Source organism: Pedobacter sp. CAN_A7 (assembly GCF_015752175.1).
GTDB lineage: Bacteria > Bacteroidota > Bacteroidia > Sphingobacteriales > Sphingobacteriaceae > Pedobacter.
In genome coordinates this window covers 563898-582936 of sequence record NZ_JADOUW010000003.1, presented here as the reverse complement: position 1 = coordinate 582936, position 19039 = coordinate 563898, and the positions used below count along the sequence as shown (strand labels likewise).

General features: G+C 39.7%; 17 protein-coding genes. 11 read left to right on the top strand and 6 right to left on the bottom strand.

What is annotated here, in order from left to right; genetic code table 11:
- Positions 1 to 7: 7 nt before the first annotated feature.
- Positions 8 to 817 carry a phytanoyl-CoA dioxygenase family protein gene (locus tag IWX76_RS14000; protein ID WP_196860587.1) on the bottom strand — a complete coding sequence of 270 codons (810 nt, stop codon included), beginning with the start codon at positions 815 to 817 and terminating at the stop codon, positions 8 to 10.
- 319 nt (positions 818 to 1136) lie between these two features.
- Between IWX76_RS14000 and IWX76_RS13995 the strand changes: the two genes are divergently transcribed.
- The 4 genes from IWX76_RS13995 (at position 1137) to IWX76_RS13980 (ending at position 9246) form a co-directional block, all read left to right on the top strand.
- Complete coding sequence (locus IWX76_RS13995) at positions 1137 to 4268, top strand: SusC/RagA family TonB-linked outer membrane protein (protein WP_196860586.1); 3132 nt, start codon at positions 1137 to 1139, stop codon at positions 4266 to 4268.
- Positions 4269 to 4278: 10 nt separating this feature from the next.
- Positions 4279 to 5901 (top strand): RagB/SusD family nutrient uptake outer membrane protein, encoded by a 1623-nt coding sequence (locus tag IWX76_RS13990; protein WP_196860585.1) that lies wholly within the window; start codon positions 4279 to 4281, stop codon positions 5899 to 5901.
- 104 nt (positions 5902 to 6005) lie between these two features.
- Entirely contained in the window at positions 6006 to 8096 is a 2091-nt protein-coding gene (locus IWX76_RS13985) for a hypothetical protein (protein ID WP_196860584.1), read from the top strand.
- A gap of 403 nt (positions 8097 to 8499) precedes the next feature.
- On the top strand, positions 8500 to 9246 hold the full coding sequence (locus IWX76_RS13980) for a sulfite exporter TauE/SafE family protein (protein ID WP_334641948.1): 747 nt from the start codon (positions 8500 to 8502) through the stop codon (positions 9244 to 9246).
- A 125-nt stretch (positions 9247 to 9371) separates the two neighbouring features.
- Here IWX76_RS13980 and IWX76_RS13975 read toward each other — a convergent pair whose 3' ends face one another.
- Complete coding sequence (locus IWX76_RS13975) at positions 9372 to 9776, bottom strand: VOC family protein (protein ID WP_196860583.1); 405 nt, start codon at positions 9774 to 9776, stop codon at positions 9372 to 9374.
- 295 nt (positions 9777 to 10071) lie between these two features.
- On the opposite strand from IWX76_RS13975, the gene IWX76_RS13970 reads away from it, so the two are divergent.
- Together IWX76_RS13970 and IWX76_RS13965 are read left to right on the top strand one after the other, a co-directional pair.
- Positions 10072 to 10356 (top strand): GNAT family N-acetyltransferase, encoded by a 285-nt coding sequence (locus IWX76_RS13970; protein ID WP_196860582.1) that lies wholly within the window; start codon positions 10072 to 10074, stop codon positions 10354 to 10356.
- A gap of 55 nt (positions 10357 to 10411) precedes the next feature.
- Positions 10412 to 11365, top strand: coding sequence for a M20/M25/M40 family metallo-hydrolase (locus tag IWX76_RS13965; RefSeq protein WP_196860581.1), 954 nt, complete (start codon positions 10412 to 10414; stop codon positions 11363 to 11365).
- Between the two features lie 15 nt (positions 11366 to 11380).
- On the opposite strand, the gene IWX76_RS13960 is transcribed toward IWX76_RS13965, so the two are convergent.
- Complete coding sequence (locus IWX76_RS13960; RefSeq protein ID WP_196860580.1) at positions 11381 to 11611, bottom strand: hypothetical protein; 231 nt, start codon at positions 11609 to 11611, stop codon at positions 11381 to 11383.
- A gap of 200 nt (positions 11612 to 11811) precedes the next feature.
- On the opposite strand from IWX76_RS13960, the gene IWX76_RS13955 reads away from it, so the two are divergent.
- The gene (locus IWX76_RS13955; RefSeq protein ID WP_196860579.1) at positions 11812 to 13695 is read left to right on the top strand and encodes an alpha-L-fucosidase; all 1884 of its coding nucleotides are present in this window, start codon (positions 11812 to 11814) and stop codon (positions 13693 to 13695) included.
- A gap of 6 nt (positions 13696 to 13701) precedes the next feature.
- Here IWX76_RS13955 and IWX76_RS13950 read toward each other — a convergent pair whose 3' ends face one another.
- The gene (locus IWX76_RS13950) at positions 13702 to 14157 is read right to left on the bottom strand and encodes a DoxX family membrane protein (RefSeq protein WP_196860578.1); all 456 of its coding nucleotides are present in this window, start codon (positions 14155 to 14157) and stop codon (positions 13702 to 13704) included.
- Positions 14158 to 14563: 406 nt separating this feature from the next.
- Between IWX76_RS13950 and IWX76_RS13945 the strand changes: the two genes are divergently transcribed.
- From IWX76_RS13945 to IWX76_RS13935, 3 genes are all read left to right on the top strand, one after another.
- A complete protein-coding gene (locus tag IWX76_RS13945) occupies positions 14564 to 15094 on the top strand; it encodes a hypothetical protein (RefSeq protein WP_196860577.1) in 531 nt (176 codons plus the stop codon).
- A 31-nt stretch (positions 15095 to 15125) separates the two neighbouring features.
- Positions 15126 to 15704, top strand: a complete 579-nt coding sequence (locus IWX76_RS13940) for a Crp/Fnr family transcriptional regulator (RefSeq protein ID WP_196860576.1) — start codon at positions 15126 to 15128, stop codon at positions 15702 to 15704.
- A 101-nt stretch (positions 15705 to 15805) separates the two neighbouring features.
- Positions 15806 to 16666 (top strand): SDR family oxidoreductase, encoded by an 861-nt coding sequence (locus IWX76_RS13935; RefSeq protein WP_196860575.1) that lies wholly within the window; start codon positions 15806 to 15808, stop codon positions 16664 to 16666.
- Between the two features lie 42 nt (positions 16667 to 16708).
- Here the strand turns inward: IWX76_RS13935 and IWX76_RS13930 are convergent, their stop codons facing one another.
- Complete coding sequence (locus IWX76_RS13930; RefSeq protein WP_196860574.1) at positions 16709 to 17359, bottom strand: HD domain-containing protein; 651 nt, start codon at positions 17357 to 17359, stop codon at positions 16709 to 16711.
- Positions 17360 to 17460: 101 nt separating this feature from the next.
- On the bottom strand, positions 17461 to 18324 hold the full coding sequence (locus IWX76_RS13925) for a helix-turn-helix domain-containing protein (RefSeq protein WP_196860573.1): 864 nt from the start codon (positions 18322 to 18324) through the stop codon (positions 17461 to 17463).
- A gap of 158 nt (positions 18325 to 18482) precedes the next feature.
- On the opposite strand from IWX76_RS13925, the gene IWX76_RS13920 reads away from it, so the two are divergent.
- The gene (locus tag IWX76_RS13920; protein WP_196860572.1) at positions 18483 to 18992 is read left to right on the top strand and encodes a TetR/AcrR family transcriptional regulator; all 510 of its coding nucleotides are present in this window, start codon (positions 18483 to 18485) and stop codon (positions 18990 to 18992) included.
- Positions 18993 to 19039 lie beyond the last annotated feature (47 nt).

Genomic DNA, 19039 nt, shown 5'->3' with positions numbered 1-19039 from the left:
TGTCATATTACTTTTTATAGATTAAAGGGTTGATTTCCTCATTATTCAATAGGTCGCCTATTTTAATGTTTTTTAGCTGTTCCTCGTTTAATATATTTGGTGTCCCATTGTATATATTACCATCTGGCATATATGCACAAGTCATTGCTCTCCTTTGTCCAGAAGTCATATTGGCGTGTGCCCCGTGGATGGTGAGTCCGTTATGGAAAGAACAACTTCCAGCTTTCATTAGCGCCGGTACTGATCGCGACTTTGAAAGTTCAGGATACGTCGTAAATATGACGCCCATATTTTTTCCTATGCCGGGATTTTCGAAGGTGGTTTCAAGATACGAACCAGGAATAAAAAAAAGACAACCGTTCTCGTAAGTCGCATCGTCAAGCGCTACCCAGATAGATAATGCCCTTTTATCACTAAATGACCAATAGGGGGTGTCGAGGTGCCAGGAGGTAGGATTTGCCCAAGGTTTCTTGATCAGGGCCTGGTCATGCCATATTCTGATGCCATCCACGTCGGCAAGTTCTGCGGCCATCTTGCCAAGTCGCTCATCAAGCATGATTTGGCGCATTTTATCATTGTCTTTCCATAGATTGATCAATTGTGCAAATACGTTGTCATAATAAGATTTGTCGGCATCATCCCCTTTACCATAGACCTCTTTTCTGTCCGGCAACTTTCTTCCTGCCCTTTTTTCTACGGCTTCATCCAGCGCTTCTCGCCAAAACTCAAGTTCTTCTGGAGATAAAAAATCTTCGATAATTAAAAAACCATCTCTTTTATATTGTTCTTTCTGGTTTAGTGTTAGGTCGCTTTTCATAATAAGTTTCTATTATTTCAAAACTCAAAACTATAACCTTCCAGTAAAGCTAAATAGTAAATAAATGACAATATTTTATACTTTTTGATATTTCTGTTGTGCAAGATATGGTTTGCCCCATCCGGGATTCTTTAAGATATGATTTATCAAAAAGTATAAAAAAAAGTCAATTTAAGATATACGGCAGATTTTAACTGTCGATACTTTTGATGTATTCAAAGCAGTGTTCAAAAACATAAATAACAACCAAATCTAAGTGTTTTTGTACATCCTGTCAAAGTGCAGGGCTATGGATAACCAAATATTAAACCTAAAAATTATGAAAAAAAGATTTCTACAAATCGCTGATTGGCGGAAGGTTCTGTTACTTGGAATGGCATTTCTCTATGGAAATGTTGCTATGTCCAATACATTGACCCTAGTAAATTTGGCCGGAGGAAAGGGGTATGAAATTAAAATAACTCCTTCGTATTACCAATTGATAACAATCAAAGGGAAAGTAACTGACGAACTGGGGATGCCAATCCCAGGGGCCACAGTACTTCATAAAGAAACAGGGGTGACCACTGCGACAAATGGAAATGGTGACTATAACATTAATGTGCCCCAAGCCTCTGGCACACTTATTTTTTCTGTAGTTGGTTACCAAACAAAGGAGGTAGCGCTTAGATCTAATACGGTTATTAATATTTCCATGGAGGCGGTTTCAGGAAACCTGAATGAAATTGTAGTGGTTGGTTATGGCACACAGAAAAAAGCAACAGTTACCGGTTCTGTAGTAGCCGTTAAGGGTAGTGAGATTGTTAAAAGTCCTTCTATTAATGTGGCAAATTCACTTGCAGGCCGTTTACCAGGTGTTATCGTTAATAATCGTTCTGGTGAACCAGGGCGTGACAATCCGTCAATCAGTATCCGCGGACGCAGTACAACAGGGAATTCGTCTGCGCTGGTTATTATAGATGGCGTGGAGCGGAGTGGTTTGGGACAAATCAACCCGAATGATATCGAAAGTATTTCGGTACTTAAGGACGCTTCAGCGGCGATTTACGGAGCACGCGCAGCTAACGGGGTTATATTAGTGACCTCTAAGCGCGGAAGTGCCAATGCTGCACCTACCGTTAATTTATCATTTAATCAGGGATTTACGGGGCCTACAAGAAATCCTGGAATGGCAGATTCCTACACCTTTTTTAATGTTTACAATGAAATTGAAGAGGGGGAAGGTCGTCCTGCAAAGTATAGTTCTGAGGAATTGGAAAAATTTAAAGCCGGAACGGATCCCAATTATGCCAATTTTAACTGGTATGACTTTATTGTAAAAAAATGGACACCTCAGCACAGAACGGACCTTTCTGTTACTGGCGGTAGTAATAGCACAAAATACTTTCTTTCATTTGGTGAAGTGATGCAGGATGGGCAGTATAAGTTTGGCTCAACTAAGGTTAAGCAGTATAATCTGCGGTCAAATGTAGATGTGCAAGTCACGGACAATTTTAAAGTCGGAATGAATTTGGCAGCGCGCTTTGATGATAATCATTTTCCTTACAGGAGTATGAACGAGCTTAATAGTCATATTTACCTGTACCAGCCTAATTGGGTGCCTTATTGGCCCGGAACAGATTTTATAACTCCGAACCGAGCCAATGACAATATTATCAATTTTGTTAGCGATGATAACGGCTATCAGAATGTTAAAACTACCACTATCCAAACGACCGTATTTGCTAATTGGACATTGCCATGGGTTAAAGGGCTTTCTTTAAGCGGAAGTGGGAGTTATGATCCTAATACTCAATTTAGAAAAACATGGCAGCTACCTACTTATGTTTATTACAAGAACACGGCGGATGATGGTTATACCCGGGCAAGGTCAGGTTTTGGTGTGAATAATGCTGATCTGCTGGATCGTACGGATATGGGCTCCTTGTTTTATTTAACCGGAAGGTTAAATTACGACCGTAAGTTTGGTAAACACAATTTTGCTGGGTTGTTGGGTTATGAACAGCAAACCACTAAAAGTAATTATGTAGCTGCTTATCGTAGTGATTTCGTATCAACCGTACTACCTGAGATCTTTGCCGGTAGTAGTGACAAGGCCAAACAAGGCAATGACGGATCGGCAGGCCAGGGTGCACGTAAAAATTATTTTGGAAGGATTACTTATGATTATGCCAGTAAATACCTCGCTGAATTTACGATGCGCCGGGATGGTTCACCCAATTTTCCATCCGCTAAAAGGTGGGGCAATTTTCCAAGTGCGTCAATAGGATACAGGATATCTGAAGAGACCTTCTTGAAAAAACACAACTTTATTAATGATTTGAAGATCAGGGCTTCGTATGGGGTGTTAGGGAATGATCTGGTTAACGCTTTCCAGTATCTTCAAACATATGGATATGGTAATAATTTTGTTATCGGCAATAATGATGTTACCGGTCTGGTTCAAATGGGTGTTCCAAATCCTAATATCACATGGGAAACTGCGAAAACAGGAAATATCGGCCTGGACGCAAACCTTTGGAATGGGAAATTAGGTATCACATTTGACTATTTTAAAACCAGACGGGCTGATATTCTCACGAAACGATCAGCCATTATTCCTGGCTATACAGGATTGGTATTGCCCGATGAAAATATTGGCATTGTGGATAATAAGGGCTTTGAATTGGTGTTAAGCCATGCAAATAATGATCATGAATTCAAATATGACTTTTCAGGAAATGTAGCATTCGCCAGGAACAAGGTAGTTTTTAGTGACGAACAACCGGCGGCTGAACAATACCAACTGGCTACGGGTCGCCCGATCGGTGCAGGGCTTTATTACAACGCAATAGGTGTATTTAATGACGATGCGGAAGTAGCTGCCTACCCCCATTTTGTGAATGCACGGCCCGGAGACTTGAAATATGAGGATGTTAATATGGATGGTGAGTTGAATTCCCGGGACCAGATTCGTGTGAATCAAACCAATGTTCCTGAGATTACTTTTGGGTTTAGTGCAAATTTCCGTTACAAAGGTTTCGACCTTTCTGTATTGCTACAAGGCCAGGAAAATGCAAAATCTTACTTCGGTGGCTATTTCCCCGTGATGAGTTATTCCCTGGGGAATTTTCTTTCATGGCGCGCAGAAGACCGATGGACGCCGCAAAATACCAATGCGACCATGCCTAGGGCATCTTACGACCTATTTAATGATAACACCACTAACTCTACGCAATGGTTGTTAAATGCTGGTTTTTTAAAGTTAAGAAATGTTGAATTGGGATATAATCTTCCAAAAGATCTGTTGGCAAAAGTTAAGGTGAAAAATGTGCGGGTATCCGTTAGCGGAAGCAATCTGTTAATCATCTACGACCATATGAAGAATCTGGGATTTGATCCTGAAACAACCGACTATTGGTATTATCCTCCGCAACGGGTGGTTAATTTTGGTATCAATGTTACATTATAAACCTAACGAAATGAAAAAGATAATCTATATATTATTGATATTAATAACAGGAAGCTCCTGTAACAAACTCGAGTTAAAACCTTTGGATAAACTTTCAGAGGCTGACATATGGAACGATCAGTTACTAATCACGTTATATGTAAATGCTACTTATAATACCCTTCAGCATGGTTTTCGGCAAGATTTACTTTCTGCAGCTACCGACGAGGCGTATAATATCCATAACTGGACGAATTTGAGAGTAGTTCAAACTGGAGCTATTACTGCTGATAACGTAGCAGGTATTGGCGCCAAGGTCAATTACTTTAATTTTGCGTATAACAATATCCGGAATATTAATGTGTTCTTTTCCAAGATTGACGAGGCACCCGGTGACAATGCTTTTAAAAATGGTGTTAAAGGAGAGATGATGTTCTTACGCGCTCATTTGTATGCAAATCTTATATGGCGTTATGGAGGTGTACCTTTGATAACCAAAGTATTTGCACTTGATGACGACTTTAAAGTTTCCAGGGCAAGCTATGACGACTGTGTGAAGTTTATTGTTAATGAACTGGATGTTGCCGCTGGCTTGTTGCCAGCTGATCAGCAGGCTGGTCAGCTGGGACGCATATCTGCAAATGCTTGTAAAGCACTGAAGAGCCGTGTGTTGTTATATAGTGCGAGTGAACTTAACAATCCGACACATGACCAGAGCAAATGGCAGGCGGCAGCCGATGCAGCTGAAGCATTGCTGAGCGTAGGTTATAGCATTAACCCTGATTATCAGGGTACTTTTTTGGCTAATAATAAGGAAATTATTTTTGCCAGGTACTTTACACAAGCTAATAATACCAACTTTAATTTGGAACAGGGACGCAATGGATCAGACGGCTGGGGTGCTCACAACCCCACTCAAAACCTTGTTAACGCCTATGAAATGAAGGCTACAGGAGAATTGCCATATACTGAACAGGCCGATGGTGCCTTGTTATTAAACCCAGCTTCTGGTTATGATCCAAACAAGCCCTATGACGGCCGAGACCCAAGATTTGATGCGTCCATTTTACATGATGGGTCTGTTTGGGCTGGCAGGGAAACAGAAAGTTATCATGGTGGAAAAGACTCGCCGGAAGGTAATCAAGGTTTTAATTCATCTCTTACTTCATATTATCTGAAGAAGTTTTTAATAGAAAGTATACCGCCGGCCGGTTCTACAGTCAAACCCACAAATCCCTGGATATTTTTCAGGTACGCCGAAATACTATTAAACTATGCCGAAGCTAAATTTGAACTTGGAGATGAAGCCACTGCCCGTGAATATCTGAATATGGTTCGTTCAAGGCCGAGTGTTAATATGCCAGTCGTAAATGACAGCGGTGAAAAACTGAAGAAACGTATTCAGAATGAAAGACGCATAGAATTAGCTTTTGAAGAACACCGGTTTTTTGATGTTCGTCGCTGGAAAATTGCCAGCACTACAGAAAGTAAAAGTATACTGGGCATGAATATACAGAAGTCAGGTTCGGTTAAAACCTATGCATTTGCCGAAATAACCGACAGGGTATTTAAAGATGCCAATTATCTGGTGCCTATCCCACGTGCAGAAGTTGACAAAAGTCAGGGCGCACTACCACAAAATCCGGGATATTAATAATTAAATATAATTAACTTCACTTAACCCGCGCAAGCGGATATTTTCAAGAACGTATGGTTAAAAAATATCAGAGGGTGACAGCAATAGTCAGAAATACTCTTATGTTAATTGCTTTATTAGTAGGTAAACAGGTTATTGCTCAGGAATTAAAATCCGGAACTATTAACCGAAAGTTACTAGTTCAAAGGCATAATATAAAACTTACTGATTTAGATGCGGCAGGCCCAACACAGGTTGGTAACGGGAATTTTGCCTATGGTTTTGATGTTACCGGCATGCAAACCTTTAACGATAAGTTTACAACCATGTCACATTGGAGCTGGCACAGTACAGCACCTCCAAAAGGTATGACAGCTGCTGATTTCGTGAAAACGTGGCAAGAAACACATGGCCGTATGGTAGCTTACGATTTACCGAACCCGAAACAACCCGAACTTACCCAATGGCTGGCCAGTAATCCACATCGTTTTAACCTGGGACGTATCGGCCTTTGGATTAAGAAAAGGAGCGGTGATATGGCCAGTAAATCAGATATTGAGCAGCCGGTTCAATATTTTGACTTATGGAGTGCAGTGGCCGAAAGCAACTTTACCATAGAGGGTATACCGGTTAAAGTAATTACAGTAGGCGATCCTTCAAAGGATATAGTGGCATTTAAGATAGAGTCAAGTCTTATCGCTGCAGGGCGTCTGGGTGTCTTCATTGAGTTTCCTTACGCCAGTCTTGAATATCACAGTACAGGATCTGACTATCAAAATCAGAATGCACATCAAACAACGATACGCAGTGAGGGGCATAATCGGGTCAAATTTAACAGAAAGCTGGATAGTACTATATACCAGGTAGAGGCTCAGTGGACAGGCAAGGGCAAAGTAGAGAAAGAAAGGGAACATTATTTTGAATTCAGCCCTGGAGGATCGAATGCCGTTGAATATGTGTTCTGTTTTTCACCTGACCGCAGTAATGACGCTTTACCAAGCTTCACACAGGTTCGTTTAAACAGTGGTGTGGCATGGCCTGAATTTTGGAAAAGTGGTGGTGCAATTGACCTTTCCAGGAGTAAAGATAGCCGGTGGATGGAGTTAGAGCGACGAATTGTGTTATCACAATACCTGATGAAAATAAATGCGTCGGGAAAATATCCACCACAGGAAACCGGCTTGGTCAGTAACAGCTGGTATGGTCGGTTTCACTATGAAATGTACTGGTGGCATTCGGCCCACTATGCGTTATGGGATCGGTGGCCTTTACTGGAAAACAGTCTGAATGTCTATGCTGATAACTTATCCTCATCGCTGGAAAGAGCAAAGTTACAGGGGTATGAAGGTGCGAGGTGGCCCAAATGTACTGGTCCTGACGGGAGGGAATGGCCGGACCAGACACATGCCTTTTTAATCTGGCAGCAACCCCATCCCATTTTTTTTGCTGAACTGGATTATCGTGCGCATCCTACCTTGAAAACGTTAAAAAAATGGGACCATATCATACAAGGAACAGCGGATTTCATGGCCTCTTATGCCTTTTTAGATAAGGCCAGAAATGAATATATATTAGGCCCGCCTATAAAAACAGTTCCTGAGAACAATAATGCGTATACTACACAAAACCCTGCCTTCGACCTGTCGTATTGGCGATTTGGCCTGCAGACAGCGTTGCAATGGAAACACAGGCTGAGGGAAAAGCCAAAACCGGAGTGGGAAAACGTATTGAATGGATTGGCTCCGTTACCGGTAAGAGATGGTCTGTATGAACAATGGGAGGGCATTGACAGCATGTGGACAAAATTTAACTTTGAACATCCCGCGATGACGGGAGTGTTTGGTGTTTTGCCCGGAAATGGCGTTGACCTGAAGATAATGGAAAAGACTTACCAAAAAGTACAGGCTGTATGGAAATATGATACAGGTTGGGGTTGGGATTTTCCAATGGTAGCAATGTGTGCAGCCAGGCTTGGACATCCAAAAGACGCGGTGGAGATGCTTTTACATCCTTCTAAAAAATTCGGATTTGATAGTCATGGCCTTGTAGGCGGCGGCAATCCTTATCCATATATTCCTTCTAACGGAGGCCTGTTGTATGCAGTAGCGATGATGACTGCCGGTTGGGATGGTGACAAAAATATTCATCAACCCGGATGGCCAAAGGACGGTTCCTGGGTAGTAAGATGGGAGAATCTTAAAAAAGCGCTATAAAGTAAAAATGATTTTGCCCATTAGTACAAAGCAATAAAGCAGCGATCTTTTTTAAATCTTCAAGAAACTGATTCGACTTTAACACCTCTGGGAGTAATAGAGCCGTGAACATGCCGTATATTCGGTTATGTAACGGCTTTATTATTGCCCAGTTCCTGGTTAATCTGGTGCATAAACTTGGGCGCCGATTGGTTACACCAGTTTGATGTTGTACACCACCATCTGTTTCAGACTGATATGGAAGATCAAAGCTTTCTTAACGGTATTAGTAGTCGTAAAAACTGCTTTGAGCGACGGCCATACTCATGTTGAGTCAATGACAGATATTACATGCTAATGAACTTCAAACCCGCTGATTTAGTCTTAAAAACGGGGTCTTACCCGTAAATAGCGTATCTTTATAATGAAGATGGAGTTTATTTATATCTATATTTTTGTGGTCAGTTTTCTTGCTACACTCGTACGTTCGACATTTGGTTTTGGAGAATCTTTAATCGCTGTTCCTTTATTTATACTTTTTGTTCCAATAGATACTGCTGTACCGTTGTCTGTTTTAATTTCAATTTTGGTTGCCTTGGTCGTAGTTATACAGGATCATAGTCAAATACACTTTAATAGTGCTAAATGGCTTATCATTTTTGCCATTTTAGGTATACCACTTGGCCTATTAATTTTAATTTACGGCAATGAATTCTGGGTAAAAATTGGATTAGGGCTGCTCATCATTTTATACGCGCTCTATGCCATTTTTGGAAAAAACAGCCTTTCTCTAAAAACAGATAGCAAGCTATGGCTTTTTGTTTGCGGTTTTGTGTCAGGTGTATTAGGTGGTGCTTATGGAGTAAATGGGCCACCACTGGTTGTTTATGGTAACATGAGAAACTGGAGCGCTAAACATTTTAGGGCAACTCTTCAAGCTTATTTCTTGCCGGCAAGTTTTATTGGTGCGATCGGATATTTTGCAAAGGGGTTGATTACATTAGAAGTTCTAAAATATTTTCTAATCTCCTTGCCAGCTGTATTTCCAGCAATATTTTTAGGTCGCTATCTTAACCATAAAATTAACGACAGTTCTTTTTTTAAGTATGTCTATGTTGGACTTATAGCGATTGGCGCCTTTTTAATTGTTAATACATTATTAATGATGTAAATTCTTGTCATGATAAAGGTAATTGCAGTGAAATTTATGGCCAAATTATCTTTTTGTCCTTAGTAAGCTGATTGGCTATTAGCCAATCTAGCTGATTCGCTCATCAAATGGATGGAGTCTAATCCTCACATCCCGTCTTCAACTAAAAGCACATTGTAACGGTGTCCGTCCGGATCGCTAAAAACAAACCAGAAAAAGCCCTGAGCGTCTTCGCTAGGTTCGCGGTGTATTGTTCCGCCGGCATCCTGAACTAGTTTATACCATTGATAAACGTCGTCTTTAGTTTCTGCGGAGAGTGAAAACATAATTTCATAACCATTGCGGAGGTCTGCTAAGGTCATTCCGGTGGCAGATTCCAATTTTGATTTCTCAAAAAAGTGAATGATAAATTGATTGTCTGCAAAAAAGAAACTAACCAATTCATTTGATTCATTTTTGCCATTTCTTTTAAATCCCAGGTCGCTATAAAACTGATCAGTTCGCCGTAAATCGCTGACGGCGAGGTTTGCCCATACTTGTTTTGTTTTCATAAATGGTATAATCAATCTGCGGCATATTTGTTTTGCTAATTTTACTAAATTCAACAACATTTTGTATGGAGAATTTACTAGCCATAGCTATTAAAAGTCATCGAATTGTAGTGTAAATGTTCTTGTTTCATTAAACAATAAAAGTTCGTTATGTGTTAACTAGAAGCTAATATTACACCTATTTTTAGAACAGTTTGTTTTTATATTTATGGGTATAACTACGCCTGCTGCTGCGGGAAGAATGCAGCAAGCCTCTTTACCTGTTGTCATAACAATTAAAATTAAATAAGAAGTAATGGAAATAGTATTAAAAGAAGATGGTGCAAAAGGCTTTGCTATCGCACAAAAGGACCATAAACGTGCAGGAATGATGAGCTATTCCAAAGCGGGGGCAGATATAATTATCATTGACCATACTGAAGTTGAGCCAGAATATAACGGTAAAGGTGTGGGCAAGCAAATGCTCTACAAAATCGTAGAAATGGCTAGAGAGAAAAATATTAAGATTATTCCGTTGTGTCCGTTTGCGGCGAACATGTTCAAAAAAATAGGAGAAATTAAGGACGTATTAAAATCATAACGATAATCTTTTTCTAATTTAGGCCTTGAATAATTATAGTTATTGTTATCAATCCATGAAGTATTTAATTACACTCCTCTTTTTAGTTTTTGGCCTAAACTCTTATGCTCAAGAAATTGAGACTAAAAATCTTGAAAAGCATGTCTATTTCTTAGCAAGCGACAAGATGAAAGGGCGGGGGACAGGGAGTAAGCAAAACCTGAAAGCTGCAAAGTATATTGAGCGGAAATTCAAAAGTTATCAGTTGAAACCTTTGGGTGACGAAAAAGGTTATTTTCAAGAATTCGACGCTAAAGTGCGAAGAGTAAAAGTTCCGGACAGCATTCGGGCTTCACGGAATGTGATTGGCTTTCTGGATAATAATGTATCAAAAACTATTGTAATTGGCGCTCATTACGACCATATAGGGGAAGGAAAACAGGGAAGTTCATTAGCTGATAACAGCTTCGGAATGATTCACAATGGAGCTGATGATAATGCTTCTGGCGTAGCAGGTTTGTTGGAGCTCGCTCGTGTGTATAGTCAGAATGAAGTGAAAGAGCCTTTCAATTTTTTATTTATCGCCTTTGGCGCTGAGGAATTAGGATTAGTTGGTTCACGCTACTTTGTACAACACCCCACTTATGATTTGAAAAATATCCATTGGATGTTAAACATGGATATGATTGGGCGATTGAATAAAGAATCAGGCGTCTCGATTATTGGTTATGGAAGTTCACCTGCTTTTGAAACGATTTTTAAGGATATTAATGCTGAGCAATTTGTGAAATTCTATACGGGTTATGAAGGGCGGGGAGGCTCAGATCAGACGTCATTTTATGAAAAGGATATTCCTGTATTGTTTTTCCACACAGGTGGGCATCCCGATTATCACAGACCTACCGATGATGCTGATAAAGTTGATTACATTTCATTACAAGGGATTCTAAAGCTTGAAAAAGCAATTATTGATGGCAGCTTCAACATAGAAGTTATGCCGTTCAGAAATACAGATAAAAAGGGAAAGTAGGCCTATATTTTAGTATCAGCGGTTATTAACCTCGAAGCCGCCATAACTGAGCATTTCCGCATTGTGGGATACAAAAAGATCCAGCTCCAGATATTCGATCAATGCTTTTGCCTGCGATACGTTCCTATGCATATCCTTGATACCCCTGATCTCAATGCCTTTAGCCATAAGTTTAAACTTATTTGGCTGAAATTTGTCTATAAATTTTTGCAAGTCTGTACTGATCTTCGCTTCCGTTTTTTCCATTTTACTAGCTGAACTTGATTTGGATGCAAAGCAAGTCTATTCGTTTTAACTTAATAGTCGATTAATGTTATGTTATGCTGCATGACTATCTTCTCTAATCGCTTATCGGCTACAACGATTCTCATCATATTAAGTCAGGCTAACAGGACAATTCTTTTATTATCATAATTCCTATCTTAGCAAGTAGCTATTAAATCACTATGTATAAAACCTTACCTAACAGAACCCTGCTTTTTATATTCTTTTTACTCCCTTTCTGCAAGTTGTCTGCGCAGACCATAAGTCAAGAAGATTCCACTGCTAAAGATAATCACGCTGCAAAGGCTAAAAAAATGGAGTGGTTTAAAGATGCTAAACTTGGTATTTTTATTCACTGGGGCATTTATTCAGTAAATGGTGTTTCGGAATCCTGGTCTTTCTTTAACAATTACCTGAGCCACAACAACTACATGAAACAGCTTGATGGTTTTAACGCTGCGAATTATAATCCGCAGGAATGGGTGAAATTGATTAAGGAAAGTGGCGCAAAGTATGCGGTAATGACCAGCAAACATCATGATGGTGTTACCTTGTGGGATACAAAAGCCGTAAACCCAGTTACCACTTTAAAACACAGTGCAGCGAAAAAAGACCTGCTTAGTCCTTTTGTGTCTGAACTAAAGAAATCTGGATTAAAAACAGGGATTTACTTCTCCTTGCCAGACTGGAGCCATCCTGATTATGACGTGTTCACCAGGGAACGAAAAAGATATCAATTAGCTGCAGAACCCGCCCGCTGGAACACCTTCATGACCTACTTCCATACGCAGCTTAATGAAATTTCAACTACGTTTAAACCCGACCTGTTATGGTTTGATGGAGACTGGGAGCATAGTGCCGAAGAGTGGCAAAGTGCTAAAGTACTGCGCAACCTGAGAAAACACAATCCCAATATCATTGTCAATTCGCGCTTAAACCACCATGGTGATTACGAAACACCTGAACAAGGAATCCCCGTGTTAAGACCAGAAAATGATTACTGGGAACTTTGTTATACGATGAACGATTCGTGGGGTTATCAACCTTTTGATAATAAGTACAAATCGCCAAATATGATCATCAGAACGCTGGTGGATTGTATCAGTATGGGTGGAAACTTATTGCTTGATATTGGCCCTAAAGCCGATGGTACCATTCCAGAGGAGCAGGTAAATATTCTTAAACAACTGGGCCGCTGGACCAACAAACATACCGAAGCCATATATGGCACAAGAGCTGGTCTAGCTGCTTCTCATTTCAGTGGGAAAACAGCCGTATCTCCAGATAAAAAGACACTTTATCTTTATGCCGACTGGGCGCCGAATAGTAATGAGGAATGGTTGTTAAGAAATATCAAATCACAACCTGTGAGTGTTCAGGTTGTAGGCAGTAAATTGGCAGCAACCTTTAGCAGAGCAGGAAATGACCTGTTATTCAAAATCCCTTCTGCTGCGGTAGATCAGGATGTAACCGTTATTGCAGTGAATTTTGACCAGCCGATTCAATTGCATGAGCCTTCGACACCAAACATCAGTTTTGCAGAGCTGAAAGATAAAGGCCTTGCAGATCAGCTTAAACTTAAAAAACTGGCTAATTCACTACATGCAGGCAATAATCCTTTCCTAAATACCTCATTGGCAGTTGATGGAATAGGACTTGAAAAAGAGAAAAACACACTTTCTGCTGGGGTGTACAACTGGATCACAAAGAATGCGGAAGCGTTATATAAAACAGGCAAGGGTTTACCTGGTGGTCATTATCAGGGAGCCAGCGCTTTATCGGCAGATAAGCAGACCTTGTATCTTTTTATGGAAGGAATACCAACAGGACCAATCGCTTTAAAAGGGATTAAAAACAAGATTAGCAGAATTAGAATTGTTGGAGAAGGTACAATGATTGAACCGCAGCTATTTAATAAGCTTTATTGGAGTGCTGTGCCGGGCATCATTTATATTCCAATACCGCAATCACGGTTGGATAAAGACCTGACCGTAATTGCGGTATTGTTGGATGGGCCGGTAGACCTGTATCGGGAGAAAGTAGGCGCTATAGAAAGTAACCTATAGCAGCCACTATCGATCCTGTTGCTTATTCTTCTTGTTAAGGTTATCAATACTCCATTTATATCTAGGAATTTGAGCAAGAAGCAAGCTGGCAGTGGTCGCGGTAAACACACCAAAATTGATCGGCTTTTGTATCCCTACAGATGTAGCCATAAACAAAATAAAGGTTAATGTTAAAAGACAGCTTCCTAAAGCAGCATGTTTTGTTTTAAAACCGATGATCAATAACACCGCGATAGTGAATTCTGAAGCAGTAGCAATGCCGCCCATAATATTGGTCAAAGGTCTGTCTAGATAAGGCATCAACAAAGAGGTGTAATCGATAAAGTTTTCCCAATTACCCCATTCTATATTTCCTGTACCCATTGGGCCAAGGATACCTAATCTGTCAAAAACGGGAGTTAGAAAAGTTATACCCAATGCACTTCTTAGCAGCAGTTGTGGGATTTTAAATGAATCTTCCATAATTAAATATTTTTATACAAATCTATCTCCCAGGTATTGCCTTGTACCATACCAGTTTAGCGAAATATCATAGCCCAGGTCATTCCGCTAGAAACAGTTAACGCCAAGATGTTTGTCTGATCTTAAATTCAGAGCTACCTGCTAAGTTAAGGTAGGAAGCTGGGTCATGTCTTATTTCAAATCTGGAATGGAAATTTTGCTAAGAGGCAAGCTAATTTGGCTTAATGAAATGGGGATTCGTAGCCGGTGGTTTAAACGCCGCGGGAAACAGGAGGATTCAAAATTTAATGCATGTATAATGAGATTGTGTATAATAAATCAATACCGAAAGGTGGCCAGTTTTAAGCCTCAAAGTAAACACCAAAATATCGGTAACAGCTGTAAAATAAGACTGCTTTGTTTGTTAATGTTTTTTTTACCAACAGTGGCTTCGGCGCAACTGGAATTATATGGCAAACTCACAGAAACTGGTTCTTTTGAACCAGTTATAAATTACTCGGGGAATAAGGTCATTACGGAGAAGTTGTCAATTTCTTTTTTTGGACTCATTCGGAAATCCTGGAGCCAGGCGCTAATCGGGTTATCCTATTCACCATATAAGTCCATTACGCTATCCTCAGGAATGGGAATTGAATATGGAAAGAATTCGCCTAGATACACAGCGAGTCTATTCTTAAAACAAAAGCGAACAAGTTTGCTGATTCTGGGTGAATTAGGAAGTGGTGAAGACAATTATTTGTATAAAATCAATTTGTTCCATCAACTTACCGAACAATTGAGCCTAGGTGGTTCGGCGTGGCGCTATCATGGACTCGGGCCGAATTTTAGATTATTTATTCCTGAACTTCAATCAACAATCTGGGCCATGCCGGCTTACGATCTAGATGCCAAACAGTCTAGGTTTATGATTGGCATCAGTTTAGAATTCCCTAAATGATTTTTACCTTTGATATTATTTCATCTGCCATATGCTTACTCCATTCATAAAATATCTGGTTGATAAAATACAGCTTTCCGCTGAAGATATACGACTTATTGAGTCTGTAGCTAAGATCAAAAAACTCAGAAAAAAGCAATTCCTTCTCCAGGAAGGGGAAATATGTAAATTTAATGTTTTTGTAAACAGGGGCTTTTTGAAAACTTTTTCTATTGATTCCAATGGTAAGGAGCATATTATGAATTTTTCACCAGAAGATTATTGGGCAGGTGATCGTGACAGTCTATTAAATCAGACGCCTTCATCTTTTAATATTGATGCCATTGAAGATTCAGAGGTCGTTTTAATTAAAAAGGAAGATCTCGAAATGTTATGCTTGGAAATGCCTCATTTCAATAATCTAATCAACAATATTTTGCAAAAAAGCTTTATTGTATCCCAAAGTCGGATTCATGCGAGTATCAGCTTGTCAGCGGAAGAAAAATATAAAAATTTTTTGAGCAAATTTCCTATGATCGTACATCGCATCCCGCAACATATGATCGCCTCTTATATTGGCATTACTCCTGAAACCCTTACACGCGTCCGTCGTAACACTGTAGGAAAATAATTTCAGTTTTTTTCTATTGACTTTTAATTTCATTTTTTTCAAGCAAATGTCAATGAAGGCTTGATATGACCTGTGGCATCTTTGTGGAAATTAATTTTTAAATGATGACAAAGACAATTTTCATTACGGGAACCAGCACAGGGTTCGGAAAACTGACCACAATTACACTTTCAAAGGCTGGATATATCGTTATTGCGGGAATGAGGGGTGTACACGGGAAAAACGAGGCTGTAGCTAAAGAGCTTTCAGCTCTTGAAAACGTAGAAGTGGTTGAAATAGATGTAACGGATGACAATTCAGTTAATAGTGCATTCGAATTGGTACTGACCAAATACGGTAAAATAGATGTGCTGGTTAACAACGCAGGTTTAGCTGGTTTTGGATTGGTAGAAGCATTTTCTATTGAACAAATTAAGAACTTCTTTGAGGTTAATTTTTACGGAATTATACGCACCTACCAGGCAGTTCTGCCTTCTATGCGGAATAATAGAAAAGGTTTAATTATTAACCTAACCTCAGGTGCAAGCGGACATTCACTGCCTTTTATGGGGCCTTATCTGGCATCCAAATTTAGTGTCGAAGCGATTACAGAGTCTTTACAGGAAGAATTGAAGCAATTCAATATTGAAAATGTAACCATCCAACCTGGTGTTTATCCAACCGAGATGAATACAGGAGTAAAAACAGGAAACAATGCGGATCGCAATGAAATAGCGGAGTACTATGATCCAATTGCGTCCGAAATGTTTAATGCCATAGGAGCTGGTTTATTTGGTAAAATGCATGAGTTTGACATGAATCCACAAACTATCGCTGACGGCATATTAAAATTGATTGATATGCAGCCGGGAACGCGTCCTTTACGTTTTCCCTTAGATGCCATTGCCCAGGGAACTGATGTTGAATTCATAAAGTCACGTGCCGAACATAAGGCAAAGTGGTTAGCAAAATATATTAACTAAGCCAAAATGTATGCTCATACAGTAGCCGTCAGCGATATGAAATTATTCCTTCCAAGGAGAATGTAAAATACAATCACAAAAATTTTTGCGATGGAAATTCGGGATCATAAAGGCACAAACATCCGCCTTAATGTTCCCGAATGTTGTTTCTGTTTTATGCTCAAACCCGCTGAAAAAGGTTGGAATAATGTTTTTCTTAAAATCATTGCGTGGGAAAACGCTTACGATTTCAGACCTGTTGTCTTCAGTGAGATACTCGTATCCTTCACCCATAACATCAAGCCCAACACCAGAGTACATGAGGGCTACTTCGGGTTCTTTATGTTCAGCAATACCGATAGTTGTATGCAAGGCTATGGTATCCCACACTAATTGTAAAGATTCCTGCGGCAATCCGTGGCTTTTTAAAAAATCCCTCGCGGCATTAGCACCATCTACTTCGAAACGAAGGTCTGGGCTGCTATAATGTTTTGTTAAACCCAGGTCGTGAAACATCGAAGCGACGTAGAGCAGCTCCTGATCATATTTGAGCTCCCTTCTTATCCCGTTTAAAGAGGAGAAAAGGAATACTCTCATGGAGTGGTTGTAGATAAATTCTGTTCCGTGTTCCAGTAAAAGTTCGGTTGCCTGAATGGCGATTGAGCTGTCTGGAATTCCTATTCCAGCAACTGTTTTTGTTTGATGAATTGACATATGCTTTTTGTTTTTCCAAAATTACATACACTCAGGACGGAGAAAATGTCAAATTCGGTCAATCACATGCGAAAAAGTATTAAGCATAAAATATAGACTGTTTAGGAACCCATGCTAATAAAATGGGTCCTGTATGCTTTGGGTGATACCTGTACATTTTTTTTGAAAAAATGGCTGAACTGGTACGCCGAATGGAAGTTTAGCTCAATAGCAATTTCTTTTATTGGTCTAGCAGAAAACTGTAGTGAGCGCTTAGCCTCAGCAATAAGATGCTCATTAATCGATTCTTTAGCTCCTCGGCCACCATAACGTTTGGATATATCCGTCAGTTTTCTTACCGATATGCCTAAATGCGTAGCGTATTCTTTAACTTCATGGGAGAGGTGGTACCATTCTTCAATTAACGCTAAAAATCGCCTGTAGATTATATTTTCGTGGGTATCTAGTGCGTTTAAAAGCGAGACGTTCACGTTAGCCGTTTTTATCATGATAATTTTAAGGTAGGCTGCCATGGCGTCCAGCTTGTTGATGTATTCACCTTTATTGGATTCAGCCAAAAGACACTGAAAAAGAAAACTAAGTTCCCGCTCATTCTCGACTGTTAAGGGAAGTGCTTGATTTATGGATACGTTATTAAACAGTACCGTTTTACAATTATTAGCACTTTGTGGTGTCTTTTCCCAAAAGCAGTCTCCAAAACTTAGTTCATATCCACTGTAGTCAGTCGCCTGTTGAAAACAAAATATTTGCCCTTTAGCGATCAGGAAAAGTGTTGATGAAGAAAGTTCGAAAATTTCTTCGTCTATTTTTATTGTTCCTACTCCAGATTGAACAAGCATCATCCGGTGAAAGGCAAGCCGCCGGGGAATGGCTTTATCGATTTTCTGGTGTTGGTGATACTGTATAGAAAAGGAATCCTTAATGTCATTTTCTATTTCAATTGTTTCATTACTGATACTTTCCATAAATACGACTGTTCAAATTTACAATACAAAGATAAAAATATTTTGTGTAATAGACCGAATGGTTTATTTTTGTCAGGTAATATTTTAATATGAGTAAAGCAGAACGTACCAGAAAATTTATTATTGAGCAGTCCGCTGGAATCGTTAATAGGAAGGGAATGGCCGGGACATCACTTAGTGACATCATGGAGGCGACCAAGCTCGCCAAAGGAGGGATATACGGTAACTTTGAAAGTAAGGATGAGATTTGTATGGAATCTTTTCTTTATTTGAGTAGAATGATGGCCGAGCGCCTGGACAGGGCTGTAGCGGATGGGAAAAACGCAAAGGATAAATTCTTCAATCTGCTGGAGGCTTATAAAGGAAAAAACATGGAAGGAGGTTGTCCAATTCTGAATTTCGGTGTCGAAGCGGATGATACACATCCCTTAATGAAAGAAAATGTGAGAAAGGCGATCCGGTCGTCCCAGAAAAGAATCCATGATATAGTTAGCCAGGGTATTTCCGATAAACAGATATTAAACACGGTTGATCCCAAGAACTTTAGTGTCAAAGCATTCGCCATGATTGAGGGTGCTATACTGTGTAAAAGAGTGTTGGAAAGTGAGGAACAGATGCGGATTGTTATGGGGGCTATCTGGCTTGAATTTGAATCTTATTTACTGTAATTTTTTTTAATTATTAAAAGACCGAATGGTCTATTTTTTGTCTAATA